The 26,888-nt window shown below is 67.4% G+C and carries 21 protein-coding genes, 1 tRNA gene and 1 pseudogene; 8 read left to right on the plus strand and 15 right to left on the minus strand.

The window, feature by feature from the left end; genetic code table 11:
• Positions 1-956: 956 nt before the first annotated feature.
• The 11 genes from VGV60_01920 to VGV60_01970 form a co-directional block, all read right to left on the minus strand.
• A complete protein-coding gene (locus VGV60_01920) occupies positions 957-1,283 on the minus strand; it encodes a PAAR domain-containing protein (GenBank protein ID HEV8700011.1) in 327 nt (108 codons plus the stop codon).
• A gap of 9 nt (positions 1,284-1,292) precedes the next feature.
• Positions 1,293-1,670, minus strand: coding sequence for a hypothetical protein (locus tag VGV60_01925; GenBank protein HEV8700012.1), 378 nt, complete (start codon positions 1,668-1,670; stop codon positions 1,293-1,295).
• A gap of 160 nt (positions 1,671-1,830) precedes the next feature.
• Positions 1,831-3,375 (minus strand): hypothetical protein, encoded by a 1,545-nt coding sequence (locus VGV60_01930; protein ID HEV8700013.1) that lies wholly within the window; start codon positions 3,373-3,375, stop codon positions 1,831-1,833.
• Between the two features lie 27 nt (positions 3,376-3,402).
• Positions 3,403-4,881, minus strand: coding sequence for a phage baseplate assembly protein V (locus tag VGV60_01935; GenBank protein HEV8700014.1), 1,479 nt, complete (start codon positions 4,879-4,881; stop codon positions 3,403-3,405).
• 35 nt (positions 4,882-4,916) lie between these two features.
• Complete coding sequence (locus tag VGV60_01940; GenBank protein ID HEV8700015.1) at positions 4,917-5,360, minus strand: hypothetical protein; 444 nt, start codon at positions 5,358-5,360, stop codon at positions 4,917-4,919.
• A gap of 46 nt (positions 5,361-5,406) precedes the next feature.
• A complete protein-coding gene (locus tag VGV60_01945) occupies positions 5,407-6,813 on the minus strand; it encodes a hypothetical protein (GenBank protein HEV8700016.1) in 1,407 nt (468 codons plus the stop codon).
• Complete coding sequence (locus tag VGV60_01950) at positions 6,806-7,975, minus strand: hypothetical protein (protein HEV8700017.1); 1,170 nt, start codon at positions 7,973-7,975, stop codon at positions 6,806-6,808. The genes VGV60_01945 and VGV60_01950 overlap by 8 nt, the downstream gene beginning before the upstream one ends.
• A gap of 254 nt (positions 7,976-8,229) precedes the next feature.
• Positions 8,230-10,434, minus strand: coding sequence for an AAA family ATPase (locus VGV60_01955; protein ID HEV8700018.1), 2,205 nt, complete (start codon positions 10,432-10,434; stop codon positions 8,230-8,232).
• Positions 10,431-12,545, minus strand: coding sequence for a hypothetical protein (locus VGV60_01960; GenBank protein HEV8700019.1), 2,115 nt, complete (start codon positions 12,543-12,545; stop codon positions 10,431-10,433). The genes VGV60_01955 and VGV60_01960 overlap by 4 nt, the downstream gene beginning before the upstream one ends.
• 1 nt (position 12,546) lies before the next feature.
• Entirely contained in the window at positions 12,547-13,515 is a 969-nt protein-coding gene (locus VGV60_01965; GenBank protein HEV8700020.1) for a hypothetical protein, read from the minus strand.
• A gap of 94 nt (positions 13,516-13,609) precedes the next feature.
• Complete coding sequence (locus VGV60_01970; GenBank protein HEV8700021.1) at positions 13,610-14,818, minus strand: hypothetical protein; 1,209 nt, start codon at positions 14,816-14,818, stop codon at positions 13,610-13,612.
• A 194-nt stretch (positions 14,819-15,012) separates the two neighbouring features.
• Between VGV60_01970 and VGV60_01975 the strand changes: the two are divergent.
• Positions 15,013-15,290: pseudogene (locus VGV60_01975) on the plus strand (alcohol dehydrogenase).
• Positions 15,291-15,558: 268 nt separating this feature from the next.
• Here VGV60_01975 and VGV60_01980 read toward each other — a convergent pair.
• Both VGV60_01980 and VGV60_01985 read right to left on the minus strand, forming a co-directional pair.
• Positions 15,559-15,645, minus strand: a tRNA-Leu gene (locus tag VGV60_01980).
• Between the two features lie 97 nt (positions 15,646-15,742).
• The gene (locus VGV60_01985; GenBank protein HEV8700022.1) at positions 15,743-16,189 is read right to left on the minus strand and encodes an ATP-binding protein; all 447 of its coding nucleotides are present in this window, start codon (positions 16,187-16,189) and stop codon (positions 15,743-15,745) included.
• Positions 16,190-16,404: 215 nt separating this feature from the next.
• Between VGV60_01985 and VGV60_01990 the strand changes: the two genes are divergently transcribed.
• From VGV60_01990 to VGV60_02000, 3 genes are all read left to right on the plus strand, one after another.
• Positions 16,405-17,061 (plus strand): hypothetical protein, encoded by a 657-nt coding sequence (locus tag VGV60_01990; GenBank protein HEV8700023.1) that lies wholly within the window; start codon positions 16,405-16,407, stop codon positions 17,059-17,061.
• A 145-nt stretch (positions 17,062-17,206) separates the two neighbouring features.
• A complete protein-coding gene (locus tag VGV60_01995; GenBank protein HEV8700024.1) occupies positions 17,207-18,955 on the plus strand; it encodes a M20/M25/M40 family metallo-hydrolase in 1,749 nt (582 codons plus the stop codon).
• A gap of 18 nt (positions 18,956-18,973) precedes the next feature.
• Positions 18,974-19,396: a hypothetical protein gene (locus VGV60_02000; protein HEV8700025.1), complete on the plus strand. Its 423-nt coding sequence runs from the start codon at positions 18,974-18,976 to the stop codon at positions 19,394-19,396.
• Here the strand turns inward: VGV60_02000 and VGV60_02005 are convergent.
• Together VGV60_02005 and VGV60_02010 are read right to left on the minus strand one after the other, a co-directional pair.
• Complete coding sequence (locus VGV60_02005; GenBank protein ID HEV8700026.1) at positions 19,393-21,234, minus strand: tetratricopeptide repeat protein; 1,842 nt, start codon at positions 21,232-21,234, stop codon at positions 19,393-19,395. The two genes, VGV60_02000 and VGV60_02005, sit on opposite strands and share 4 nt — an antisense overlap.
• The gene (locus VGV60_02010; GenBank protein HEV8700027.1) at positions 21,231-21,995 is read right to left on the minus strand and encodes an isoprenylcysteine carboxylmethyltransferase family protein; all 765 of its coding nucleotides are present in this window, start codon (positions 21,993-21,995) and stop codon (positions 21,231-21,233) included. Before VGV60_02010 ends, VGV60_02005 begins: the two co-directional genes overlap by 4 nt.
• A 151-nt stretch (positions 21,996-22,146) precedes the next feature.
• Here VGV60_02010 and VGV60_02015 point away from each other — a divergent pair, with 151 nt between their 5' ends.
• From VGV60_02015 to VGV60_02030, 4 genes are all read left to right on the plus strand, one after another.
• Complete coding sequence (locus tag VGV60_02015) at positions 22,147-23,598, plus strand: M20/M25/M40 family metallo-hydrolase (GenBank protein ID HEV8700028.1); 1,452 nt, start codon at positions 22,147-22,149, stop codon at positions 23,596-23,598.
• Positions 23,598-25,724 (plus strand): acetate--CoA ligase family protein, encoded by a 2,127-nt coding sequence (locus tag VGV60_02020; GenBank protein HEV8700029.1) that lies wholly within the window; start codon positions 23,598-23,600, stop codon positions 25,722-25,724. The genes VGV60_02015 and VGV60_02020 overlap by 1 nt, the downstream gene beginning before the upstream one ends.
• Complete coding sequence (gene hslV / locus VGV60_02025; protein HEV8700030.1) at positions 25,721-26,251, plus strand: ATP-dependent protease subunit HslV; 531 nt, start codon at positions 25,721-25,723, stop codon at positions 26,249-26,251. Before VGV60_02020 ends, hslV begins: the two co-directional genes overlap by 4 nt.
• 68 nt (positions 26,252-26,319) lie before the next feature.
• Positions 26,320-26,888, plus strand: a 569-nt coding sequence (locus tag VGV60_02030; protein HEV8700031.1) for an AAA family ATPase, incomplete at its 3' end; no start/stop codon positions are given.

Here is a 26,888-nt window from a genome sequence, read left to right on the forward strand (position 1 = left end):
GCCGAGGTCACCATGGTCGACCTTCTCGCGTATCCGCTCGATTCCCTGGCTAGGGTCGCGGATTGTGCCCGCCGCATTCCCCCCCTCGAGGCTTGTGAATCCACGAATTAAAACGAACAGGATTGCGACGGCGGCCGCCGGCGAGCGACAGCCGCGCCGGGCATGCTGTTTAGGCAATCGTGCATGTGACAACGGTTCCGTCGACACCAGTTCCTGCCTCCGGAACGACCCATGCGGATGGCTGGCCAAAGTGCTCCATGATGCAACGTCGGGTCGAGAAGATCAAGAGCTGGTCCGGCCGGAATCGGCCCGTCGAGCTGGCTCCAAACGTGGGTACGCTGTGTTCATATCACTCAAGGCTTCTCTCCAGCAGGCCGCTACCACGGTCCAATCGAAAGATCTCCGGTCTGTAATGCTTGGATCCCAGCACTTGAAGTCTTCGCAGATCGAAGAAGACGTATCGATAGAAATCGCCTAGATCGGGGCCCGATCGAAGGGAAGGCATGTTCTTGCCCTGAACAAAGGCACTACCGGGTGTGCTCCCCCAACCGAAAATCGAGGAATCCCTGAAGGCCTTGATGCGTGAGTCGGGGGGCTCGCTCCATCTTTCGATCACAAGTACCCCGCTAGGGTTGCGAATGTAGCCGACGTACCCATTGCGGCTTCTGTAGGAGTACAACCGCTCTCCTCGATGTTTTCGAATCCAAAGGAAGATCTCTTCGTATGCGCGTCTCTGGAGCGAGTCGTTGAAAAAGCTCATGGCTGCCTCGAGCCACGCCATCAACATGCCGTTAATGCCTTGCGCTCTCTCCACACCTCCGGGCGCCAAGCGACTGAGATCAATTGCGTTGGGGTCATACACTAACGGACTCACTGAATCCTCCTTCGTCAAGTTGAGAATGAGTGTTTGAACGTCTTAGCTCAAGCGTATGTGTCGCTCACGCTCCTTTCGCCTGTCAGGATGCAATGAAGACGCGGGACGCCCCGCCTTTCACGGTGCCTGGAGCCATTCCGCAATGCATGGTCGGCGTCCCGACGCCGGCCGCGGGCTTCCCATCGATGAACACCTTGGTTTGAAGTTGAAGGATGGTGATTTCCCCGACGCCGCCGCAGCACTGGGGAGAAAGGCCGTGGTCGCCCGTGCGCGCCGCGGGCAGGCCTTCCACGAAAACCTTCGTGGACCCCTCGACGATCGCTCCCGGCGTGGGGCGAGGCCCGTGAAGGTGCCCGTGGCAGTGAACACCGCCCTCGATCCCGTCCCCCATGCGGCTCATCGCGCCCATCGAGGTGCCTCAGTACCCCGCTATACGATCGTGATCGAGACGCGCCAGAGAACGGTCGACGTCCCGCAGGACGACAGTTCCCACGGGGAGGTCGTCCATCTTCAAATCGCCGCGCTCGAGGTCCCGTTTGCTCGCCACCGGCAGCAGAGCCGATGGGGGCTCCGACGGCGCGATCACGACGGCGCCGAGTGCCGCGATTCCGATCCCGGCGACTCCGGACTTCGGGTCGGGGCCGCCGAGGGGGATCCGGAAGGTGCGCCTTGGCAGAGACGGCTTCACGGGACCCGTGCGCCATCCTTCCACGGGCGTGTCGGCGGCCAGGGCCCACGCCAGAACATCGAGACGACAGATCCAATAGCGGATGGAGCGCTCATCCAGGCATTTCAATGCCTCGCGTGTGCCCGCGCTGGCCCGGGCTGCCCAGGCCTGATGCTCCTCGGGCGATATCGAGTCGTCGGCTGCGCTCTCGGCAGCGCGTCGCAGGTTTGCGAGCGCCACCGCTGAGAGTGCCGCGTCATGGCCGCGTGTCCGGTGGCGTTTCAGCGCCTCATCGATTCGTGAGCGCAAGATTGGTCTCCAAATCAAGGTGCTCGACGACCCGCAACTGAGTTTTCTCATGGACCGCAAGGTATCGCCCTAGCAGCGCCCCGCAGGAACGCACCAGAGCCGCGCGCTCGGCGGGTGGGAGTGCGGGCTGACGGGTGCGCACCCGAAGAACAAGCGGCGCGTTCGCGACGGTCCCGTCGAATCGCAGAAGATCACGCTCGTCGACCAGCTCCAAGTCGTTTCCAAACGCCCGCTCGAAGAGATGGATGAGCTCTCCGATCGTCCCCCGACCCGCCCCCGGATGAAGCGCCGCCAGATTCCTCACCTCGCGCCCGTCCGAAAGATCGCCGAGCAGTCCGTCCGAAGCCCCCAGCATCCCCGTGACCAGGCGCCCGGCCGCCTCCTGATGTCCGGGGGAGCCAGTCGTCTCGATCACCCGAAACTCGGCGCCCGCCGGAACCGCACCGGTGCGGGTACCCATCGTCGCGCGATAGGCGAGCTCCAGCCTCGCATGGGTCCGGTCGAGGCGCTCGCGGTCGGCCACGGAGAGGACGACGCATGGTATGAGAGTCAAGCCCGCCGCTCCGTGTCGACCCATCGAGGCCGCGCGCGCAGCGAGGGACGTGGGTGCCGAATCGGGAAGCAATCCTTCGGCGGGCAGGTAAGCGAGATGAAAGTCGGAGAGCGTCAGCCTGGCGTCCACGGCGGCACCGACGCGTACGAGACTCCAGGCCCTCCAGGCGGTCCCGAGCGCGGAGGGTACCAGAGGGTGGACGAACCTGTTCCCCCGCTCCCTCGTCGCGGCATCGATCTCGTGAAAGGCGGGAGCACGACAAGCGAGCGAGTTCCACACGGGATACACGTTCGCGAGAGCGACCGGCTCCCTGCCGAGATCCGCGAGCCGGAGACCCTCAGGGAAGAAGAGCTCGAGCGTCAGCTCCGTCCGGGACGCCAATTGCTGGGGAATCTCGACGAGTAGCAGGTTCTCTGAGAGTTCCTGTAGATGGTGCAGCGTCACGGATAGCGGCGATCCAGTGGCATCGTTCGCCAGCGAGGGCGGAGCGATCGATCGGCTCGGAAGTCGGAGGCCCGCGAAATACACCCGGGCCCGCGCCAAGGCCCATCGCAATCCCTCGGGGCCGGCCACATGGAGCGAGAGCCATCCGGCCGAACCAACGGAGTCCTCGGGGCACACCAGCTCAACTTGGAGACGCGGGACGAGGGGTCTTTCCACCTGACCTGCCTCTGGCGTCAAGCTCCCCGGAACCTGCCACGTGGCCCGGCGCACCTGCCACGGATGGATCGTGATCTCCGGCTCCACCGGGGCGAGGAGCACCTCTCCTTCGGCACAGATCGGCTCGAGCGAGCGCAACAGAGTCGAGGGACCGGTCCGGATCGGACGTCGCGCTTGTAGGGCCATGAGCCCCACGCCGGGGGAGGGTAGGACGAGGGCCGGATCCGCGAGACCGAGGAGAGCATTCATACGCGCCAGGTCGACCCTTCTGATCAGGTCCTCTTCGATACCCTGGAGCGTCTTCAAGATCATTGCGCGCGCTTCGTCATGCATGACAGATCACGAGCCCAGATCGATGCGGGCCGCGTCGAGTCGTATATTCGCGGCCATCGCGACGTCCAACTCCCGCCCGCTCAGGTGAAACTTACCGTCGCCTCGCAGCTCGAGGTACGCCCCCCCGGTCTCGAGGCGGATCGTCTTCTTCTCATCGTCGAAGACGATGCGAACTCCGTTTCGCAATCCAAGGACCTTGACGGCGTTCTTACCCGACCGCCATGAGGTCTCGGCCTTTTGATGCTTGCCGCGAAGCGACCCGATGCAAACGAGCGACTCCGGGCACTCCGCGTTCGCGGTCACCAGGACGATGTCTCCGACTTCCGGCAACCAGTAGAGGCCGCGCCCCTCGCCCGCGGACACCGTGGTGAGCGGCAGCCACGGAGTGGGCCGGCGCTCGGGATCCTCCGAGAGGATGATCCGGACTCTCTGCTGTCCCAGGGGATCGTCGTTGTGGGTGACCTCCCCCTGGAACGGCCCCTTCAGGCCGCGGATCGCAGGCGCGCCGCCGATACCCCACCGGTTGTCCGGAACACAGACCAGGCGATTGCGGTACGAGCCCTGGGCGTGGAGATGGTGTTCGATGGCGGTCACCAGACAGGCCGGCCCGCCCTCGACCTGAATCTGCGCCCCCAGGGCCAGGTCCGGACGCGTCGTCTCGATGAGAAGGCGGACGCCGAACTCGTCGGTTCCCACCTCTCCTACGCAGGAGGGCGCTTCGGGTCTCGAGCAGGAGCTGACACGGCGGGCGAGACCGTTCGCGGGCGTCCGTCCGTTCACAACCTGGCCTTCAAAATTGGCAGCGCTGACATGGCGGGTCACCGGATCGGTCCAAAAAATGCGCTGCGAATCGAGGTCCGGGGTTTCCCGGGTCATCAGTGACAAGAGGTCGCGCCCGAATTGCAGCCGGGCGGGCGGTCCGTCCTGCGCGGGCGTCCGGCCGATGACGTCGCAGCGCAGCTCACCCCTCGCCCAATAGACGAGATGACCCAGGCTGCGCGCGATCCGATTCAAGAACTCCCTTCCCGTCTCGTCGCATTGCAGGAGCCAGTCTTCGGGCACCTGAGGGGAGTCCTGTGAGGAAGGTCGCAGGTCGGCGAGCGCACCCGGCTGCGCCGCCAGGACTTGATCGGCCAGGCGCAGGAGGGGGATCCGCCCCGCCCGGGAGACGAACTGTCTTTGCAGGTTCGAGAAGCCGAGCGGATCGATCGCCTCGACGAAAAGGGTTCGCATCCGGCCATCGTCGAGCCGTGATACCTCGGAGGTCCAGAGCGCCGCCTCGAGAACCTGCTCCCCTCCCGGGTCAGTCTGCTGGACGCGGATGTGCAGGGGCTCGCCGATCCCGGGGGCAGCCGGTGTCTCCTCCAGCTGGGCGAACAACCGGCTGCCCCGGTCGATATCCTCGGTCAGAACGATCTCCCCGTGCGGCCGGAGAGTCCGGCCGGACGAGAGGACCTCGAGGCGGCACTGGATACCATGCATCATCGAAAAGTCTCGCGGCGCGATCGGGAGTGGATTCCTCAGACGCGCTCCGTGTTGTACCTCGGGATGTTGTAGTCTCCGACCTTCAGCCCAGTGACCGTGACCTCGATCTCCTCGCGCATCTCGTGCCCATGCACTGCGGTTCTCAGGCCCGAAATGAAACCGTTGTCCCAGCGAATCGTCTGAATGATGTTCGTAGGCTCGTTGGCCGGGGCGACCGTGATCTCCCCTTTGAGCGTCGCCCTCTGACCGAGAGCCGCGGCCGCCCGGACGGTCTCGTCCTCACGCTGCGTTTTGCCGTTCTCATCCGGCATCGATTTGATGCGGCTCAGGAGGAGGGTATCGATGTCGAAACCATCCATTCCCAAGTGGCCCCCTGGACCGGGTGGGCGCCCGAAGCCCCACCTCAGGTCGGTCACGTTCTTGACCTCGAACTGACTGCCGCCCTGCGCGGGCGTCAACTTCACCTTCAGCTTCACCATGTTTCAGCCTCCTCGACCCCGAGCACGCCGCCATGGCGGGGGATGATTAGCGAATCTCGTACTCTCCGAGTTTCTCCTTCTTCAACGGCTTGGACAGGCGGATTTCGGCCCTTTCTGTGATTTCGCGGTAGTACAGCTCGAAATCGATCATCAGTGAGCGTTTCGCCTCATCGGTCGTCACCTTGGCCCGGCTGCCGTCGCGGAACATCCGATCGACACCGGTATTGAGGACCATGAAATCAGACAGCTTGTGCTCCACGACGCGCTGCGCCTCCTCCAGGTCATGGAGCAGGCCGTACTTGTTGACGATCCACTCGGTGTAGCGGATGAGGCGCATCTCGACGACCGCCATGCCGATCTGGACCCCGCCGCCCGACCGGCTGAGCATGTACGGACCCCACACGACGACCTGGTTGCTCCCCTCGGAGAGCGTGATGGCGGGGTTCAGGCGATGCGCCCCGTAAAGACCCGAGTGGTCCTTGTCCTTGAGACGCAGATCGAGCAAGACTCCTTGCACGCCGGCGATCGGGTGCATGTAACCGTCCGGGGGCTGCCAGGGCTTTCCCTGGGCAATCAGATCGAGATACATCCCGAACCAGGGTCCCGAAAGAGAGATGTAAACGTCCTGTTTCTCGGCCGCATGCCGCCCTTCGATGCGCTGGCGAACGAGACCCTTGTTCGCGATGAGCCCGGCGTGACGCAGGTCCACCTCGTCGCCCGGCAGCGTCTCGAGCAGCCCGCCCTCGGCCGAGGCCCGGCGGAGCTTGTCGAGGGAGTCGTAGGAAGGAGCGTCGCTGAACAGGATGCAGCGATGTTCGTGGACCACGCGCGCCAGGCGCTTCAGCTTGGTCGTGCCGCCCACCCACCCCTGTACCAGGAGAAACGCCCGGGACTTGCGTGGATCCGGCTTGTCGACGTACCGGCTCAGCTCGTCGGCCAGGAACCGACAGCCGATGTCGGACGCAATCTCGTCCGCCGAAGCGTTGATCGCGAAGATCTTGTCTCGGAAGTGATCGCGGGCGTTCTGCATGTTCTCGAAGGTGAGGGCGGCGTACCGGACCGCTTCCTCCTTTTGACGATTGCCTTCCAGGAGCGTCACCCAGGCGGCCTCCATAGTGTCCCGATAGACGTCCGCCTGCTCGCGCGCGCTCTCGGCGAGCGTGAGCCCTTTTTCCCTCGCGCTACGATCGAGTTCGAGCAGGGCGTGAATCTGCTCCAGGAGGCCGCGCCGCCGCATCCGGGTCTCCGGATCCTGGCCGGCGAGAATCTGCTGGAAGTCCGCCTCGTCTTCCCTGATGGCGATGCCCGGTGCCGCGATCCGCACGGGATCGCCCGACGCCGGTCTCAGCCCCGGAAGCATGCCGATGAGCTCGGGCTGCATCACCTCGGGATCGGCGGGGAGCGCCGAAGCCGTACTCGCTTGTTCCCTGACCTGGACGATGTCTTCACTCATGGTTCTTCTCCGCCTCCTCGAGGAATCGAAGCATGGACTGGAGTTTGGCGATCTCTTCGGGGGTGAGTCGACCCCGGCCGCGTTCGCTCAGGTATCGCTGGCACTCCTCGTACGTCCGGTACCGTACGTACCAGCCGAACAGCGTCGGGTCCCGGCGCGTCATGCCGTCGGGCGTGAAGGTGTCCTCGTCCTCGACCGGGATCGAGAGATGAACGGTCTCGCCGCCTACGCCCTTGACGTTCCCCTCCAGGCGAATATCGAAGCCGCGGCTGATGTCGCGGACGCTATTCACCTTGATCTGTCGCAGGCCGCGATCCAGCTCGTCCTTCGTTCGGCCACCAGGCGGGACATTGAACGGACAGACGATTTCGATTGTCCCGTCCGATACGGGATCGGCGCCCGAAATCTCCTGCGGATAAACGATGTCCGACTTGGGTATCGACATCCTGAGATCCTCCCCTTCGTTGAGGAACCTTGCCGTCTTCTTTCGTTCGATCCAACGGCCCAGCGAGCTGGTTTTCGGGAAGAAATCGTCGGCGATCACGATTTGTCCTGGAATCGGCCCCTCGCTGACGAGGGAGATCAAGCCGCGCGCGAGGAGATCACGCGCTTGGCGGGCCGAGCAGTCCTCGGCCAGGGCCAGAAACCCTTTTGGTGGACGGATGCGGCGCCACGCGCCATCCGAGGGCCCTGTCAGCAACGCCTGCACGATGGAGGCGATCGGGGAGAGGGTGAGCCGGCGCGGCTGGTTATCCAGCGCGGGCAGCTCGATCGTGGCCTGATTCATGCCAAGCAGAAGGTGCGATCCCGCGGCTTCGAGGCCTGACTGGCCGCTGTCCGCAATGACGACCACCCCGGAGGCCTGCGCCGTGCTCAGGAGATCGCTGGAGATCGGCTCCCCTGCCATCCAGCAAAGCGCACGGAACGGACCGTGTATCGTGTCCGCCAGCAGCTGCGCGGCTTCCGGGGACACGGCCACGACGGAGTAGCGCCAGGGCCGGCTTGCGTCGAGCGCCCAGGCCAGGGTCCTCACCAGCGTCTCGTTGGGGACCGAAATCTCGAGCAGCCGAAGGACCGCGGCCTTATGCACTTCCTTGAGGCGAAACGCGAGGTACGCCGCTTCTTCCAGGCAGAACCTGGAGTCTCGATCGCTGCCGGCCATGAGCACCATCAGGTCACGCGCGGCCATGCGAAGTGTCTTCAGCGTCTCTTCGGAATAGATTCTCGTGAGATCGCCCAGGGGTAGGTTCAGAGCCTGGAACAAGCAGGAGACCGACGACGGATCGGGAAGGCGCACGGAATCCGGTCGCGGAGTCGTCTCGACGCAGTCGATCACGACGCGATCCGGCTCACACCGCGGGCTCGGGGTCAGGGAGCGTGGGAGCAGGGCAGCGAATCGCCTGACGAGGTTGGCAATCATCGAGGCGTCGTTGTGGATTCCGCGCGCGCCAGGAGTCGGCCGTCCTCGGCGACGGCCAGTCTGATCGACGCGGCCTTGGGGGCATCGACCGGCACCGAGAGGAGGGCATCGACGACCGCCGGCGTCGCCTCGGATTGAAGATACCTCAGGATATGTCGCGCTCCTGCCTCCCCGTCCGCGGGCCGACTCGCCGCCTTGACTACGGGATCATCCCAGGTCAGATCGACATCGTGAGTTCGAAGAGCGAGCGCACGCAAGCGCTCGAGCTGGTAAGCGGCAATCGCGGCGCGTGCCTTGGCGTCGAGCGCCTGGAAGGGAACGAATGATTCGATTCTATCGAGGAATTCCGGACGGAAGATCGGCCGCAGCCGCTCCAGGATCGCTTCGCGCGTGGCGCCCGAGAGCGCCTCTCCGCCCTCACACCCGGCGTTGGACGTGAAGACGCAAAATGCATGACGGAACGACACGAGACAACCGCGCTTGTCGTGAATCTCGCCGTTATCCAGGATCTGCAGGAAGAGATTGAAGATGGCCGGATGCGCCTTCTCGATCTCGTCGAACAAAATGACCCGGTGCGGGTTCTCGCGCAGCGGCTCCGTGAGACGGCCCCCCTCTTCGCTCTGGACAAGACCCTTGTCGGAGCCGATGAGGGTGGAGATGGAGGAGCGCGACTGGTATTCGCTCATGTCGTAGCGCAGCAGCATCGACTCGCTTCCCATCAGATAGTGGGCGAGAAGGCGCGCGCACTCCGTTTTTCCGGTGCCGGGCGGTCCGAGGAAAAAGATGCGACCCCGTGGCCTCCGAGGATCGGAGAGGTTCATGAGCGCCACCTTGACCGTCTTCTCGAGGACCGGGAGAACGTGGCCCTGCCCGAAGATCTGCTCGCCGAAGGCGCGCTCGAGACCACGAATCTTGTCGCCGACTCCGCTGTCGAGGTGCTCGATCGGGATACGATGTTGCTGGGACAGAGACAGCAGAACCTCCCGTGGCGTCACGACTCTGGTGACGGACCCGGCACTCCCTTCGGGTCGCATGCCCTCCTCGAAGGCGACCCGCGCCGCCGCCCCGCGAAGCAGCCCTTCGGCGGCCCCCGGGAGCGGGATATGCGGCAGGTGCTCGCGACACAGCGTCAGCGCGCTCTCGATCGCGTCATCGCCCGCTTCCACCCCGAAACTCTCGCGGAGCCGCTCGGACTGGGTCGCCAGAAGCCGGCGGCCTTCTTCGGCCGTCGCGGGTGCGACCTGCACCTGGCCGAAGCAGCGCAGGAACGAGACCTGTTTTTCCATTTTCTCGCGCAAGAGATCGTGTGTCGTGCAGCCGAGGATTGTGATCTCCTGGCTCTTGAGGTAGGGAAGCAGGGTGGAGGCGATGTCGATGCCGCCACCCGTCGAGCCGCCCCCCGCGAGGAGGTGCAGGTCTTCGACGACCAGCACGTGGGGCGTTTCGGTCGCCAGGATCCCCTGGACGAGACACTCGACTCGCTGCTCCAGCTCGCCGCGGTACGTCGTGCCGGCGACGAGTCGGGTCGGATCGAGCTCCGCGAACTCCAACTTCCTCAAGGTCTCGGGGCAGGCCCCCTCCCTAATCCTTCGAATGACTAGACGGACGAGCGAACGGCGACCGCTGCCGACCGGCCCGACGAGGAGAGGGTTGCAATAGAGAAGGCTCAGGAGGACTTCTTCCACCAGGAGCCGCCGATCCACCAGGAAGCGATCGTCCCGGCGCGGCCGAAAGGGCTGCAGGCAATTACTGGTTCGCGGCCCCGTCTCATCCGTGGATGGCATGGGAACGATTTCACGCGCCGATTCGTCGGGTGGCGAGACCCGCTCCGCGGCCTCCGCGCCCACACGCCGGCCTACTTCCTCGCGTAGAGTGGCGGAAATACCAGAGGCGGGCGAGAGAAGGGCTGTCAGGAGGTCGTCCGCGACCACGGCGCTGCGCCCTTCGCGTGACGCGTAGGCCGCCGCCTCGGCCAGGGCACCGGTCCGCAAGCCCTTCGACAATTCGACGCCCGGTGGATTGAATGGCAGTCGCGGCCGCGAGTCGAGGGCCGCGCTCAGGACGTCGGCTGATCGAGTCCTGCCTTGACGGAGCAGCAGAGTCTCGAGGAGCTGCTCGGGGGCGCAGAACATCTGTCGCCGGCGCTTTGCCCCCTGCCGGGCAAGCTCGAGGAGGTCGAGGACGGCCGGGGAGAGCGTCATCGCTCCGTCCGGCCGTCCGGGGCGGTGATCGTGCCGGTGGGGGACTGGGCTGCCGCCACGGCCTCGGAGCGGCCCGGACCGGCCGAATCCCTGGTCCAGGACAGCCGAATACGCACCCTGTCGGGCGGCAGGGCGGGCTTCCCCCTCCGGAAGGGGACGCGAGTGGACTCCCCCTTGAGATTCAGGATCGGGGAGGTGCCGGACCGGCTATCGACGACCAGTCCATAGAGCCGGACGATCGAGTCACCGCATTGCCTCGTCCAGCCCTGCGGAGGAATCGAAAGCGACGCTGTGCCCCCCCGCCCTTCCCTGAAGAATCGACGCGACGCATCGTCCGTCACCTTCCACGTGAGGTCGAGTCTCTCTCCGGGCCCGATCGCGATCTTCGGTCGCGGATAACCGGAGGACGGGCAGCTCACCTGGGGCGCCTCGTGACGCTCGACCACTTGGCCGCCGAGCAGGGCGAAAACCCGATCCACGAGGAGAATCGCGGGTCCGCTCTTCGTCGGATCGACCGTCACCGTGCCCTCGATATCCATGAACGGCTCCCCTCGCGGGACGTAGCGTGCGAATCGGACGAGTATGTCGTTGCCGCTCGCATTGAACTGGTCCTGGAGATCCTGGTAGAACCGGTAGAAATCCTTGGGGACGCTCATCGTGAACAGAGGCCTGAGCCGGTCGGCTTCAGCCTGTCGTCCCAGACCGTCGACGAATTTCAGCGCCAGCGCGGCCACGTCGGGATCCGGAGCGATCTGGGCGAGGCCTTCGCCGCGTCGCTCCAAAGACAGGAGGGCCGCGAGGGCGCCGCTCTGAGAGAGACAGTCGTCCCACGGCTTCCAGGTGGTGGGCGCGAAGCCGGTCTTGACCGACTCCAGCACCCAATCACGATGGACTCCAATCTGTCCCTGAATGAAGTCCCCAATCCTGTCGACCATCTCGAGACGGTTCGGATCCTCGGTCGCGCCAAGGAGCGTGAAGACCCCTTCGATGGTCTTCCGGCAGGACTTGGTCTGGACGTCCAGAATATCGAGGAGATACTCCCTGTGCGCCTGAACTTCCACGGTCGACAGGGCTCGTCGCAGGTTGTCCGTCGCTCCGCCGAGTTGCAAACCCATGCCGACCAGGCGTACGGGATTCCTCGAATAGTCCAGGATGGCTCGCTTGAGCTGCGGTTCCAGGCCCTTCGCCGGTCCGCACGAGAGACGTCCAATCTCGTCGGACGACAGGCGAGAGGGGAGGCTCCAGGCTAGGCCTGCGGTGACCGCGAAGAGGAGGGCGGCGAGCACCGCCGCCGTGGTCGAGAGCCGGAGGCCGCGGGTTCGAACGCGTGACCTTCGGCCCTCGATCCACGTCCCGAGAGGTCCTTCTGCGCCGACGCTGGGGCTCTCCTCATTGATGAACAGAACGGGACAGGGGCGTCCGGCGGCCCGGCGAATGACGTCGAGGAATTCGGCGAGCGTGTGGTTCGAGGCGATCTCCTCCTTGAGGAAGCGGACCCAGTCCGGATCTGCGAGTCCGTCACCGGCGCGGCCGCTGGCCGCCGCGATCTGGGTCAGGATCGCCTGGCGCAGGTCGATTCCGTCCCGTATCTCGAGAACGACCTGGCTCGCATGGCGTGGCGAAAGGTTGGCCGGCATTCCGGTGAGAACGATCGCCGTTCGACGCAGACGCCCGCGCCTGCGCGCGTACGCCACGCTGAATGGGAGGCAGAATTTCAGACAGTCCTCCTGGACGCCGCCTTCCAGAATGTCGCGATAGGGCAGACAGAGCAGAATCGTGTCGCACTCGACTTGCCAGGGTCCCTCCACCGGGCCCTTCCTCGTGAGGTCCCACTGAGGCACATGCACATTCCACCACCGGTTTCGTCTCGACCCTTCCACGGGGAGATAGACGACCTGATAGACATCGGGGCCGGGGGGCGCCTCGCCCGCATGCTCGGATGGCCGAGCCGGCACGCCGGTCCGGCCGCCGCTTCGCAACAGGTCGATCACCGACCTGCAGTCGAGCTCCGAAGGGCCCACGATCGCGATCTCCCGATCGGCGCGGGGGCGGCGTCTTTGTGAAACGGCTCGGCGCAGAAAGTCGGCGCAGCGGGAAATGATCGGCCACATGTCAGTTCTCCTCCGAGCCCGATGGATCGGTCGCGCTCATCCGCGGGGCACCCTGGGAAGAATCGGCGACGCCCCGCACGGCGGTCACCGCCCGTGAGCCGGCCCGGCCCTCCGCTTGCTCGATCACGGTCGTCGCCAGAAGGCGGTTCGAGACGTTCCACGCGGCAATTTGACGTCGCGCCTGCCACACGAGGACCGCGGACGCGAGCAGGAGGAACATCGCCACACCGTAACGCAGCATCACTCCCCGCCGGACGCCGGGGACATAGTTGCTGTAGCCCAGCCGCTTCAGGATGAGACGTGCGAGCCTTCCTCCCCTGGCACCCACCCTTCCGAGCAGACCTTCTCGCGCCAGCTGGAATTCCAGTCTCGACGCCCGGCATGCCGGGCTGACGGCGTCCTGGGCCTGGGAGGCCGCGTCGCGGGCTCGCCAAGCCAGAAGATGCAGCACCTGGAGCGGCCAGGGCCAGATGCTGAATTCTTCCACCGATGTGACCGCCTGGTCGCGGATCAGGCCGCCGTCCTGAAACAGAATTTCTCCCGCCGTCTCGAGGTAGTCGATGGCGAGCAGGGTGGCGCCGGTCCCGGCCTGGCGGCCACGAAGACTCGCGAGCCGCCGCACCAGGCGCTCGTGGTTCCCCCATTCGCCCAGCCGGTTGAGTTCGCGAAGCAGACCCAGGTTGTCGTCCAGGTTGATGGTCTTGGCCAGGAGGACGAAGAGCAGGACGAACCGGTCCCTTCGCCGCCGGGAAGCGCCGCCGAGTCGGCCGAAACGGCCTTGCCCACCCTCGAACCAGTCCAAGAGGTGCCGTACCCTCTGCTCGTCGGCGAGCTCCGCGAATCGCGCCAGCTCGTCCCGCATCGCAGCGGTGCCGTCGGGCAGCGGGGTTCGGCGCTGCAGGCGCCGCAGCGCGAGGAGAACCTGATGCTCCTGCCGGGTGGAGGTTGGAATAGCCACATACCGTGCCATGTCGAGTAAGAGCCTCAATCCGGCGACGAGATCTCCGCCCCCCCAGGACGGATCAGGACGGGCACCCGGGCGCGAATCAGGGAAAGTTCTAGGGTCAGCAGTAATAGAGGGCATAGCCATCTCCGAGGTATTGCCGCAGGCGGTGGCGATCCTGCTGGGCGGCGACGGTCACGAAGATCTTGCGGACGGGGTAGCCGATCTCTGTCATGAGGACGACAGCGCCTTGACCGCCGGTGTCGCCGATCTGCCGGCCGGGCTGCGCGACATGGAAGGGTCCTGTTCGTTCGGGCTGGCTATACTGGATGACCGGAAGCGTTCCCGGTTTCGCCTTCGGAAGGTAGATCGCCAGGGCGTTGGCTGCGAACTGCCCCCGGGCCGGACTCCACGTCCAGCCCGTCTCTTCCTCCTTGAGCCCTTCGGGAAGCTTCTGGTAGGTCCCGTTCGAAGCCGAGTCGATCTTGAGTAGGTCGGGGAACAGAGGTCGAATGTCGTGCGGGCTGAGGACGTCCCTGAGGTCGGCCAGAAAGGCGCAAAACGAGTCGGGCGTGTACTTGTACTCTTCAAGTCGATGGTCCACCGGAAGCAGCGCCGGTTCGATCCCTCGCATCAGCGCGAGACAGCGTTGGACTTGCATGAAGGCCTCGAGCGACGAAGCCTCCTCGGCGATGCTCTGGAGGATGCTGAGCTCACAGCGCAAGCCGCTTGCCGATCCGGCCTGGCCGCGCTCGATCACCTCCTGGAGGACGAGCGCAGGAAGCTCGAGCAGCGGATTACTGAATGCATAGGCACGCATGTCCCGGACCTGCGGATGGAATCTGCCATCCAGGCGAGTCTGCATGGAGACGTGAGTCCGAACGCGGTCCAGCACCGCGACCTGGATCCAGTCCCGATGCTCGAGCCGTCGCTCGCCGGCCTCCAGAACCACTCGAGAGTGCCGGCTGACCTGCGCTCGAATTGGTTGTCCTCCCGCCGATCCCGGGTCCTCGAAGAGATCGCCGCATGGTGCCTTGTCCCAGGCTAGGCACGCGTACACCTTGTGCCTTCCGTCAGGAAGCACCGCGGCATCTAGCGGCGTGATCCCTTCACCGATCGAGCCGGCACTGGCGATGATGGGGAAACCGTTGACCCCAATCGCCCGAAGTGCGGGAAGCACAACCACATCTGGTGGGTTCAGGTAGGGAAGAACCGTCTTGCTGCCGGCGGCATCGACGAAGAGACCGCACCGGCGCCCGAGCGTCCCGTGACGCTCGAAGTACGACTCCCATTCCTCGAAGAGTTCGCGCGTGAGGTAGCGTCCGGCCACCGGGTTTGGAGTCGTCATTCTTTCCTGTCTCATGCGTCTCACCTCGAGAAGTACCGACGGAGAATGCACCTACTGAATGTCTTCTCTCCATCTAACGGCTCAAGAGCGCGGAATTCTGGATGCTTTTCAGTAGGATTTCTGCAAATCCATGGTGTGCCGCAGGGCCACAGTCCCGGCGCTCCTGGATGGCAGGCGGACAGCCGGCCGGTGTGTGTTGGCATGGCGGGTGCGGGCGCTGTGACCACTACCGGCGGGGAGACTTCTTTGCGTGCGTGACCGGACTCACGTACGACGGAGGGTACGCGGAGTTTCTGATCGCCCCGGCCAGCGCCGTGGCAGGCATGCCGGTGGGTCTCGACCCCGTCGGGCGGCCCCCCTGATGTGCGCCGGACTGACGACCTTCAACATGCTCCGCAATAGCGGCGAGCGGCCGGGAGACGTCGTCGCCGTGCCCGGCCTTGGCGGGCTGGGCTGCGCATTTCGGACCAACGCGATCGGTGAATTCAGGGTAAGGCTATAGCCTGATTCGGCCATCGCGATCGCTCATCGGCGGCGGCTCGATTACCGTGGCGACTTTCCGAGGAGGGAGCCACCGGGGCCACGAGACTGCCTATGAGACGGTTGCGCGAGATTCTCGAAAGCCGATCAGTCGGTCGGATGAAAGGGGACAAAAGAGGGACTATTTACAGTCTCCCTGGACCGAACCGATTTCAGGTCTGCCTGTAACTGCTTGAGTCCACTGGTGCCGGAGGTCGGACTCGAACCGACATGGGCTTGCGCCCGCGGGATTTTGAGTCCCGTGCGTCTACCAGTTTCGCCACTCCGGCATCGAGATGACGGACGCCTTGCGGGGACCGAGAATGCCACAGGGGCGGCGCGGGTGTCCACCCGGCTGCGGGCCGCCGCGGGCGGGGTGCGCGGGATTCACGACTTGCGCATGTGGATTTCCGTGCCGCCGCGCAGGACGCGGACCTCGTCCATCAGTTGGTTGATCAGGTAGATGCCGCGGCCGTGCGTGGAGAAGATCTCCTCGCCGGCCATCTGGGCGGGCAGCTTGGCGGGGTCGAATCCGGAGCCCGGGTCGCGGACGACGATGAGCATGCCGCGCGATTCGTCGCAGCCGATCCAGAACTGAACCTGCTTGGTCGGGTCCTGCCGGCAGCCGTGCACGATGGCGTTGGCCAGGGCCTCGCGGAGCGCCGTCTCGACTTCGAATTCTTTTCCGGCGGCGCAGCCCATCTCCTCGACGATCCGCATGACCCCCTCGACCACCGGCGAGATCAGCTTGACTTCGGCGGGGATGGTCGATTCGAACCTCAGGATGAGCTTGTCCTGATCGAACGTGCAGGTTGGCGGTCCTTCCTGCTGCATGGTCCACACCTCTCGCGGCGGCCCGGACATCCAGGAAGAGAGCGTAGCACTATCGGGCTCGCCCCGCCATCCGACCCTTTTGGGTGCTGTGCCGAAACCGCGCGCAGGGCGGTCGAAAGCGAGAATCGGTTGACGGCGCGCGTCTGGGTAAGTAGGAGCCGAGGCAGTCCCTGTCACCGCCCGGATGCCGCCGGGCCGAAGATGGAGGCGGTCCCATGACACGTCGCACGATCCTTTCGGCGCTGGTTTTGGCCAGCCTGCTCTGCTTCCCGGCCGGGGCCAGCCAGCCCGCAGGCCTTGCCGGCAAGCTCATCGCCAACCCGCCCATCACACCCGCCCCCGATCCGAACGGACTCCCGGGGGTCACCTGCACCGGGTTCTCGTGGGGCGAGGTCTTCACCGCGCGCCCGCTGGATCCGGCGGACACGGTGACGCTGGAGTTGGCGATCATCCCGTTCCGATCCGGTTTCACCGATGTGCTCGTGAACAACCTGATGCGGCTGCATTTCGCGGACGGCCTGGTCAACGGCCTGCCGTACAGGCGCTCGGGCTGGAACGACGTGCGAGTCGTCATCCGTCCCGCCACGCAGGACTACATGCTGACCCTCAATGGAGCTCAGGCCGGGCCGTTCCGCAACGAACTCCCGTGCTCGTCGGCGGGCGGTTGCCTCACGCTGGAGGCGCTGGCGATCCGGGGAGGAGTCTTCGAGGAGTCGACCGCGTGGATTGACAGCCTGTCGCTGGTCCATGACTCCGCCGCGGGGCAGGCACGGGTTTTCGAGAAGGCCTTCGACCAGTGCTACTCGTCGCAGAACGTGTTTCTGGGCGGCATGCTGATCGTCGAGCCGCCGCAGAAACTGGGCTCCCGCTGAACCCGCTGACCGCCGGGTAGGTTCACGGCCCCGGCTCGTCCACTCCCGGGCCCGCCTCTGTCTTGACCGGCCCCGCGCCCGCGCGTAGCATTCGTCCGTCCCGGCTCATTTCAGCAACAAGGCTCAGGATGCGGGGGTGGGGAAGATGAGACTGCGCATGCTCGCGCCGGCGGTCGCGGCCCTGGGGATCGCGGCGTCACCGGCGGCGTTCTCCGAGGAGCCGGTCGATCTGGGGGTGGTCCACCGGATCAAGGACGAGGCGTTCCGCAAGTCCCAGGTCATGGATCATCTTTTCTACTTGACCGACGTGAACGGGCCGAGGGTGACCGGATCTCCGGGCTTGCGGACGGCGGCCGACTGGTCGATCGCGACCCTGAAGAAGTGGGGGATCGCGGAGGCCCGCGTCGAGACGTGGGGCCGGTTCGGCCGCGGCTGGTCGCTCGAAGAATTCTCGGCGCACCTGATCGAGCCGGCGTACGCCCCTCTCAACGGTGTCGTGAAGGCGTGGTCGGGGGGGACGGCCGGGGAGGTGAGCGGGGACGTGGTCTACGCCCCGGTCTTCGCGGACAAGCAGACCGGGGAGATCTGGGACCTCGACGCGCTCGCGAAGGGGATCGGGGAGTACGCCGCGCAGCAGAAGGGGAAGCTGCGGGGGAAGATCGTCCTGCTCGAGCCGCCGCGCCCGTTCCAGCTGCCGACGAAGCCGGCGGCTGAGCGCTACGACGCCGCGAAGCTGGAGGAGATCGCCAGGGGGCCCGATCCGGAGCCGGCGCCGCCGCTCGAATGGCCGCTGACGAGGCTTCCGGCAGACCGTGAGGAGCGCGAGAAGATCACCGCGAGGCTCCCGCTCGAGATCGGCGCCGACTTCTTCATCCGCCGCCGCAAGGTGTTGGACCCATTGAACGCCTTCCTACGCGACGAACACGTCCTGGCGGCGCTCGTGGCCGACCGGCGGGGCAGCGGAGGGATCGTCTTCGCCGAAGGGGTGCGCTCGGGCGATCCGGACGCGCCGGTTCCGCCGCCGGTGGTGGTCCTGGCGCCGGAGTCGTACGCCCGCCTCGTCCGGCTGGTCGGCCGGAACGTGCCGGTGCGCGTCGGCCTGGACGTGAAAGTGAAGTTCCAGGACACCGATCTCGACGGGTTCAACGTCCTGGCCGAGATCCCGGGCGGCCGGAAGAAGGACGAGGTCGTCATGCTCGGGGCCCACCTGGACTCGTGGCACGGCGGGACCGGCGCCACCGACAATGCCGCCGGCTGCGCCGTGGTCCTCGAGGCGATGCGCATCTTGAAGGCACTCAATCTGAAGCCGGACCGCACGGTGCGCCTGGCGCTGTGGAGCGGCGAAGAGCAGGGGCTCCTGGGATCGCGCGCCTACGTCCGCCTGCACTTCGCCGACCCGGTGACGATGGCTCTCAAACCGGAGCACGCCCGGCTGTCGGCCTACTTCAACCTGGACAACGGCAGCGGCCGCGTTCGGGGCGTCTACCTGCAGGGAAATGACATGGTGCGTCCGATCTTCGAGGCCTGGCTGGCGCCGTTCAACGACCTGGGCGCCACGACGCTGGCGCTCGACGACACGGGCGGCACCGACCACAAGTCGTTCGACGCCGTCGGCCTCCCGGGCTTCCAGTTCATCCAGGACCCGCTCGACTACATGTCGCGCACGCACCACTCCGACCTCGACCTGTACGACCACGCCGTCCCCTCCGACCTCATGCAGGCCGCCGCCGTGATGGCCTCGTTCGTGTACCACGCGGCGACGCGCCCGGAGATGCTGCCGCGCGAGCTCCTGCCGCCCCCGCTGCCGAATCCCAAGCTCGCCGGCGCGGCCGATCAGGCCGGGACGCGCGCGGGCCTGAGCTCGCGCGCGGACGCCATCGTGACGCCGGAATAGCTGGCGAGGAATCCAGGCGTGGCCCTCTTCCATGTGGGCTGGGGCGGCGCCCGCGACTACCGCAAGGCGCACGTCCCGGGGGCGCTCCACTTCGACACCGGCCGGATCGAGCGCCCGCCGCTCTGGAGGCTGGTCGATGACGCCGAGCTCGAGCGGGCGCTGCTCTCGCTCGGGGTGACCCGGACGGCCCCGTCGTTGTACGGCAAGCCGACGATGGCGGCGACCCGAGTGGCGCTGGTGCTTCTCTACGCCGGTGTCCAGGACGTGAGGATCCTCGACGGCTGTCCTTACTCTTTGCACGCCCACCGCCGACGCGCTCGCCGGCTCGCAGGTGCAGCGCTTCGGTACGGAAGCCGCCGAGCGACCCAGCCCGGACGTTTTCCATCCGCTCCCTCCGCGTGCCGGGCCGGGTCGGCCTGCTGGCGCTCCTGGAAGACTTAGGGCCGACTGGGCGGGGGGAGCGCCGGCTCGCCCGAATCCTGCTCGAGCGCCTTCACCTTCCCGATGACCGCCTCCCGATCGGAGATCGAGGCCGTCCCCCGCGCCAGGAACTCGCGATAGGCGGCGAGCGCCCCCTGGCGGTCGCCGAGGTTTTCGAGCGTGACGCCGAGACGGGCGGCGGCGTGGGAATAGGTCGGATCGGCGTCCAGGGCCTCCCGGTACAACACGACGGCCTCGCGGGGGCGGCCGGTGGCGCGCAGCACCTCGCCGAGGTTGGTGAGGGCGCGCGGATCCCAGGGGTCGATGCGCAGCGCGGCCCGCAGCTCGGATTCGGCGCCGGCCAAGTCGTGGACGTCCATCAGGGCGATCGCCAGGTTGATCCGGGCCTTGACCATGCCGGGGCTCGCCGCGATGGCGGCGCGCAGATCGGCGACGGCCTGATCGTGCCGGCCGGCGTCCCGATGGAGCTTGCCGCGATTGAACAGCGCCTCGGGATTGGCCGGCTCGCGGCGGACCGCCTGATCGAAGAGCTGGAGCGCGCGGGCGAAATCGCCGCGCTCGGCGGCCATCACGCCGAGGTTGATCGGCGGGCGGGCGTTGAGAGGCGCAATCCGGGCCGCCTCCTCCCAGAGGCGACGGGGATCGGACCAGACGCGCCCCCGGGCGGCCATTGCGGGCGCGAGCAGGAGCACGATGAGAGCGACCGCGAGGCCGGCGCGCCGGCGCGCGTACTGCACGACTCCCGATACCGTCAGGGCCGCCCCCGCGAGCGGCAGGTAGGCGCGGCGCTCGCACATCAGATCGGGCAGCGGGACGCCCCAGTAGAGGACGGTCCCGGCCGCCGCGACGAGAACGCCGCACGCGATCCGCCGAAGAGCGGGGCTCGCGTCACCGGCCCGAAGGACGACGATCGCCCAACCGACGATCAGCAGGCACGCGGCGATCGCCAGGGTGCCGGCGAGAAGCCCCGGCACCTCAGCCGGGTGGTCGATGCTCTGCCCGAAGGGGAGGACAAACAGGCGGAGCATGCGCAGGGTGACCACCCCCTGGCCGAGGACGTTGTCGGCGATGCTCCGGGCGAAGACCTGTCGTCCGATGCCGCCGAGGACCCAGGCCCTCCAGAGAAGAAACAGGACGACGGGGACGCCGAGGGCCAGGGCGCGCAGGGTCCCCGGCCGCACGGGGCGCCCCTCCACCCACCTCCACCACATAAAGAAGATGAGCGGAACCACGACCGCCTCCTCCTTGGAGCCGAGCGCCAACACCTCGCAGGCGAGTGCGCCCGCCAGCAGCAGATAGAGGCGTTCCGGCCGGGTCGGGCGCTCGCCGGACGTCAGGGCGAGCAGGACCGCCAGAAGCCCGAAGAGGGTGGAGAGGACCTCCGACCGGCCCCAGATGTAAAGCACCGACTCCGACTGCAACGGATGCAGCAGGAACAGGGCGGTCCCCCCGAGGGCGGCGGCGAGGCTGTCGCCGGGTGCTGCGGCGCCGGCGCCCGGCGCCCGCCCATCTGAACGCCGGAGCAGCAGGTACAGGATTGCGCCGCAGGCCAGGTGCATCAGGAAGCCGATCACTCTGAAGCCGCGCGGCCCGCGGCCCCAGAGATCGGCGTCGAACAGGAGCGAGGCGAAGAAGACGGGACGCGCCTGGTCGGGGGAGTAGCGATAGAGGATCGCCTCGCGCAGCGGGGCTCCGGGCCGGATGGCCCGGTTGTCCGCGATGCCGGCCTGCTCGTCGAACGTGAACGGGGCGTCGGCCGCCGGCAGGCAGACGGCCAACCCCAGCACGAAGACGCCCGCGACCGCCACGCGGTGAAGAGCGAGACCGCTATCGCTCAACGGGGCAGGGGGACGATCTGGGGTGTGCGCTTCATGTAGTCCGCGTAGGCGGGGCCGTGCAGGTCGAGCATCCTCCGGTCCTCGTGATCGATCCCGATGAAGGTATAGAGGGTCATCAGGGCGGCGAACAGCAGGTGCCCGCGGGTCATGTGCGGGGTCGCCCAGAAGGCGACGAGAAACGACAGCTCGACGGGATGGCGGACCCAGAGGAACGGACCGGTGGCGCGGAACGGCTCGGGCGGCCTGGCGGTGCCGTCGAGGTAGCGGAGGATGGGACGGAGCCCCGTGATCTCGAGCGGATCCAGATGGAAGAAGCAGAAGACGAAGAGCGCCCATGCGGCGAAGAACAGCAGCCGCACGATCAGGGCCGCACCGCCTCCCAGCGCGTACACCTCGCTCGGGATCGGCCGGTACAGCAGGCAGACGGCGATGAGGCCGGCGCTCGACACGATCGAGTAGGCCGCCGGCTCGAGGTGGGGGCGGATGACCTTCTGCAGATGGTCCTTGAAGCGCCGCCGGGTCATGAGCGAATGCAGGAACCCCCAGGCGAGGACCAGGATGACGTTGAACGTGGCGTTGGCGTCGCCGCGGCCGTCGGTGGCCCGCTCGAGCTCGCGGAGGATGGCGTCCGACAGCGGCTCGGAGAGGTCGAGCCGCGCCAGCAGGAACCAGATGAGCACGCCGATCGACGCGGCGAACAGCGTCAGGGAGGAGTAGCCGATCGCGAGGTGGAGATTGCGTTCGTCCTGCGGCGCCGCCATCGGATCCCCTCCGGGCTCGCGCGTCCCCGAAGCCGCGACGACGGGACGAGCCGCGACATGCTATGGAGCCGCAGCGCCCGGTGTCAAGCAACGCGCGGCTTGAGTCGGAGCGGGTCCTGAGGTACAAGGGTCGCTTCCTGGAGGGGCGACGGTGACCCAGAGACGGAGAGGCGGTTTCATCGGGGCAGGCAGGTCGGCGGGTCCGCCGGCGGGGATCCTGGCGGCGGTCCTGCTCGGCGCGGCCCTCGCCGTGCCGGTCGCATGGGGCGCGCCGCCGCCGGCCGCGAAGGCCGCGCTGACGGACGAGGAGATCGTCTCGCTCCTGCGCGATTACCTGAGGATCGACACCAGCAATCCTCCGGGCAACGAGCTCAAGGCGGCGCGCTTCTTCAAGGACTGGTTCGATCGCGAGGGGATCCCTTCCGAGATCTTCGAGATCGCCCCCGGGCGCGCCAACCTGGTGGCGCGGTTGAAAGGGAGCGGCGCGAAGCGGCCGCTGCTTCTGCTCAACCACATGGACGTGGTGAACGTGGAGCGACCGTTCTGGACGGTCGATCCGTTCGCGGGGGTCCTGAAGGACGGCTACGTCTACGGCCGGGGGGCGCTCGACATGAAGACGACCGGCCTGATCGAGGCCGTGACGATGGTCAATGTCCGGCGAGGGGGATCCCTCCTCTCCCGCGACCTGATCTTCGTGGCCACCGCCGACGAAGAGGTCGACGCCGCCGGCGCCACATGGATCGTGCAGAAGCGCCCCGACCTCGTGCGCGACGCCGAGTTCCTGATCAACGAGGGGGGCGTGATCGACGAGGTGGACGGGCGCCCCCGGTCGTACGACGTCGGCGTGACCGAGAAGTGCCCGCTGTGGATCAAGATCACGGCGCGCGGGAGGCCGGGACACGGGTCGCAGCCCTTCACCAAGGAGAACGCCGTCCTGGCGCTCCTCCGCGCCGTCGATCGGCTGGCCCGCTACGAGACGCCGCTGGTCGTCACCCCGGCCGCCGACGCCTTCTTCAAGGCGCGCGCGGCCTCGCAGCCCCCGGGAAGGGCGGAGAAGTTAAGGAACATCAAAGAGGCCCTGAACGACCCCGCCTTCCGCGCCACGATCGAGTCGGACCCGTTCTTCAACGCCATTCTTCGCAACACCATCTCGATCACCATGCTGCAGGGGGCGCCGCAAACGAACATCATCCCGACCGTGGCGGAGGCGCGCGTCGACATCCGGCTTCTGCCCGGCCAGGATCCCGCCGCGTTCCTGGAGCAGCTCAAGCAGCTCGTCGAGGAGCCGGGAGTGACGGTGGAGACCATCGGCGCCTACGTCCCGGCGACCGCGTCGCCGGTCGACAGCGAGCTGATGCGCGCCATCGATCGGGCCCGCGCCCGGCACCATCCCGATCTCGTCCTGGCCCCGACCATCCTGACGGGATGGACGGAGAGCGCCCTGATGCGCACCCTCGGGATCCAGGCCTACGGCTTCGAGCCGTACGTCCTCGACGAGACGGAGCAGCGCCGGGCGCACGGCAACGACGAGAGGATCTCGATCGACAATCTCCGGCTCGGCGCGCGCATCATGGACGAGGTCGTCCGGGACGTCGCGCGCTGATGGACGGCGCGCTCTCCGCCATCCTGAGGCCGCGATCGATCGCGGTGATCGGCGCCTCGCGGCGGCCGCAGTCGATCGGCCGCGAGATCCTGCACAACCTGATCCAGTACGGGTTCACCGGACCGATCTATCCGGTGAACCCCCACGCCACGTCGGTGCACTCGATCAAGTGCTACCCGAGCCTGCGCGACATCCCCGACCCGGTCGACCTGGCGGTCGTGGTCGTGCCCAAGGAGATCGCGTCCGCCGTGGTCGATGACGCCGTGGCCGGGAAGGTGCGCGGGCTCGTGATGATCACCGCGGGATTCCGGGAGGTCGGGGGGGAGGGGACGCGCCTGGAGCAGCAGATCCAGGCCCGGGTGCGCGCCGCCGGCATCCGCATGGTCGGCCCGAACTGCATGGGCGTCATCAACACCGATCCGGAGATCAGGATGAACGCCACCTTCGCCGCGACGCGGCCCGAGCCCGGCTCGGTGGGCTTCATGTCGCAGAGCGGCGCCCTGGGCGAGGTCATCCTGGCGCACGCGCACGAGATCGGCCTGGGGATCGCCTATTTCGTGAGCATGGGGAACAAGGCCGACATCTCGGGCAACGACCTCATCGAGGCCTGGGAGGACGACCCGCGCGTGAACTGCATCCTGATGTACCTCGAGTCGTTCGGCAACCCCACGCGCTTCCTGTCGATCGCCAGGCGGGTGACGCGCAAGAAGCCGATCCTGGCGGTCAAGTCGGGGCGCACCGCGGCCGGGGCGCGCGCCGCGTTCTCCCACACCGGGGCCCTCGCGGGGACCGGGGCGGCCTACGACACGCTCCTCGACCAGGCCGGCGTGATCCGCGTCGATTCGATGAGCGAGATGTTCGAGCTGGCGACCGCCTGCGCGCACCAGCGTCCGCCCCGGGGCAACCGCGTCGGCATTCTCACCAATGCCGGGGGGCCGGCGATCATGGCGACCGACGCGTGCGCCACGCTGGGCCTGGACGTCGTCGAGCTGGGCGCCGGCACGCAGGAGAAGCTCCGGCGCGTCCTGGTCCCGGAGGCGAGCGTGCGGAACCCGGTCGACATGGTGGCCGGGGCCGACGCGTCGAGCTACGCGCAGGCTCTGGCGATCCTCCAGGACGATGACGACCTCGACGGACTGATCGTGATCTTCGTGTCGCCGATCATGATCAACGCCCTGGAGGTGGCTCGCGCCATCATCGCCGCCTCGAAGGGCGCCCGGGTGCCGATCCTGACCTGCTTCATGGGAAAGGAGCAGGGCCGCCGGGGCGTCGAGGAGCTGCGGCGGGCCGGCGTCCCGGTCTATCTGTTTCCCGAGGAGGCGGCGCGCGCCCTGGCCGGTCTCGACCACCACCGGCGCGTCCGGGAGCGCGTGGAGGGCACGCACCGCGCCTTCGACGTGGATCGACGGCGCGCCGCGGCCGTCCTCGAGGCCGCGGCCGCGGCGGGCCGGGCGGCGCTCGCGCCGGAGGAGACCGAGGCCCTCCTGCGCGCCTACGGCCTGCCCCTGGCCCCCTCGCGCCTCGCGGCGGATGCCCAGGAGGCGGTGGCGGCCGCGCGGGCGCTCGGTTTCCCGGTGGTCATCAAGGGCGTGGCCGAGAGCCTGGTGCACAAGAGCGAGGCGGGCGCGGTGCGGCTCGACCTGCGCAATGCGGAGGAGGTGGAGACCGCCTGCGCGGAGATGCGCGGATCGATCGGGGACCCGCGGCTCCGCTTCCAGGTCCAGGCGATGGTGCGCGGCGGGCGCGAGACCATCCTGGGGATCGCCCGCGACCCCCGCATCGGGCCGATGCTGATGTTCGGGCTGGGGGGCATTTTCGTCGAGGTGATGAAGGACGTGGTGTTCCGCATCCTGCCGGTCACCGACGTCGAGGCCCGCGAGATGGTGCGCGGCATCCGCGGGCACCCGGTCCTGGCCGGGGCCCGGGGCGGACCCCCCGCCGACGAAGGGTTCCTGGTCGAGGCTCTCCTGCGCCTCGGCCAGCTGGCGGCCGACCACCCGTCCGTCGAGCAGGTGGACATCAATCCGCTCCTCGCGGGACCCGACAGGGCCTCGTCGTTCGTGGTCGACGCCCGCGTCCGCGTTGCGTTGACCGCGCCTGGTTCTTCCGTGATAATGCGCGGGTGAAAACCCGCTCCACGACCGTGCTGTGCGTGCGCCACCGGGGGAAGGTGGCGATGGGCGCCGACGGGCAGGTCACGCTCGGCTCGACCGTCATGAAGCACGGGGCGCGCAAGATCCGGCGCCTGTACAAAGACAGCATCATCGCCGGGTTCGCCGGCGCGGCGGCGGACGGGTTCGCCCTGTTCACCCGCTTCGAGGCCAAGCTCGAGGAGTACAACGGGAACCTCGAGCGCGCCGCGGTCGAGCTGGCGCGCGACTGGCGGACCGACCGGGCGCTGCGGCGGTTGGAAGCCCTGCTGGTCGTGGCCTCCGGCACGCGCTCGTTCCTGCTGTCCGGAACGGGGGACCTCATCGAGCCGGACGACGGGCTCGTGGCGGTCGGATCGGGCGGCCCGTGCGCCCTGGCGGCGGCCCGGGCGCTGGCGCGCCGGACCGAGCTGGGGGCGCGCGACATCGTCGAGGAATCCCTGAAGATCGCCTCGGAGATCGACATCTTCACCAACGACCGGCTCGTCGTGGAGGAGCTGTGAAGGGCAAGAGCCGCGCGCTCCCGGCCGGCACGCAAGACGCCGCGGGCGTGACCGAGCCGGCCGCCGACATGACCCCCCGCCAGGTGGTCGAGGAGCTGGACCGCTACATCGTCGGCCAGCAGAAGGCGAAGCGGGCGGTCGCCATCGCCCTGCGCAACCGCGTGCGCCGCCTCAAGCTGTCGCCCGAGATGGCGGAGGAAGTGGCGCCCAAGAACATCATCATGATCGGCCCGACCGGCGTCGGCAAGACGGAGATCGCCCGCCGGCTGGCGCGGCTGGCGGACTCGCCGTTCATCAAGGTGGAGGCCTCCAAGTACACCGAGGTGGGGTACGTCGGCCGTGACGTCGAGTCGATGATCCGTGAGCTCACCGAGCTCGGCGTCAACATGGTGAAGGCCGAGATGATGGCGGCCGTGCGGGACAAGGCCGAAGCGCAGGCCGAGGAGCGCCTGCTCGACCTCCTGCTGCCGCGCCGGGGCGGCGAGCCGTTCAGCGGCGGCACGCTCGAGCAGGTGGCGCCCGGAGCGCCCGTCGACGCCACCCGGGACAAGCTCCGCGCCCAGCTGCGGGCCGGGCGTCTCGACGACCGCCTGGTCGACATGGAGACTCGTCAGCAGGCGATGCCGATGGTCGAGGT

It is taken from the genome of Candidatus Polarisedimenticolia bacterium, from assembly GCA_036001465.1.
Classification (GTDB): domain Bacteria; phylum Acidobacteriota; class Polarisedimenticolia; order Gp22-AA2; family Gp22-AA2; genus Gp22-AA3.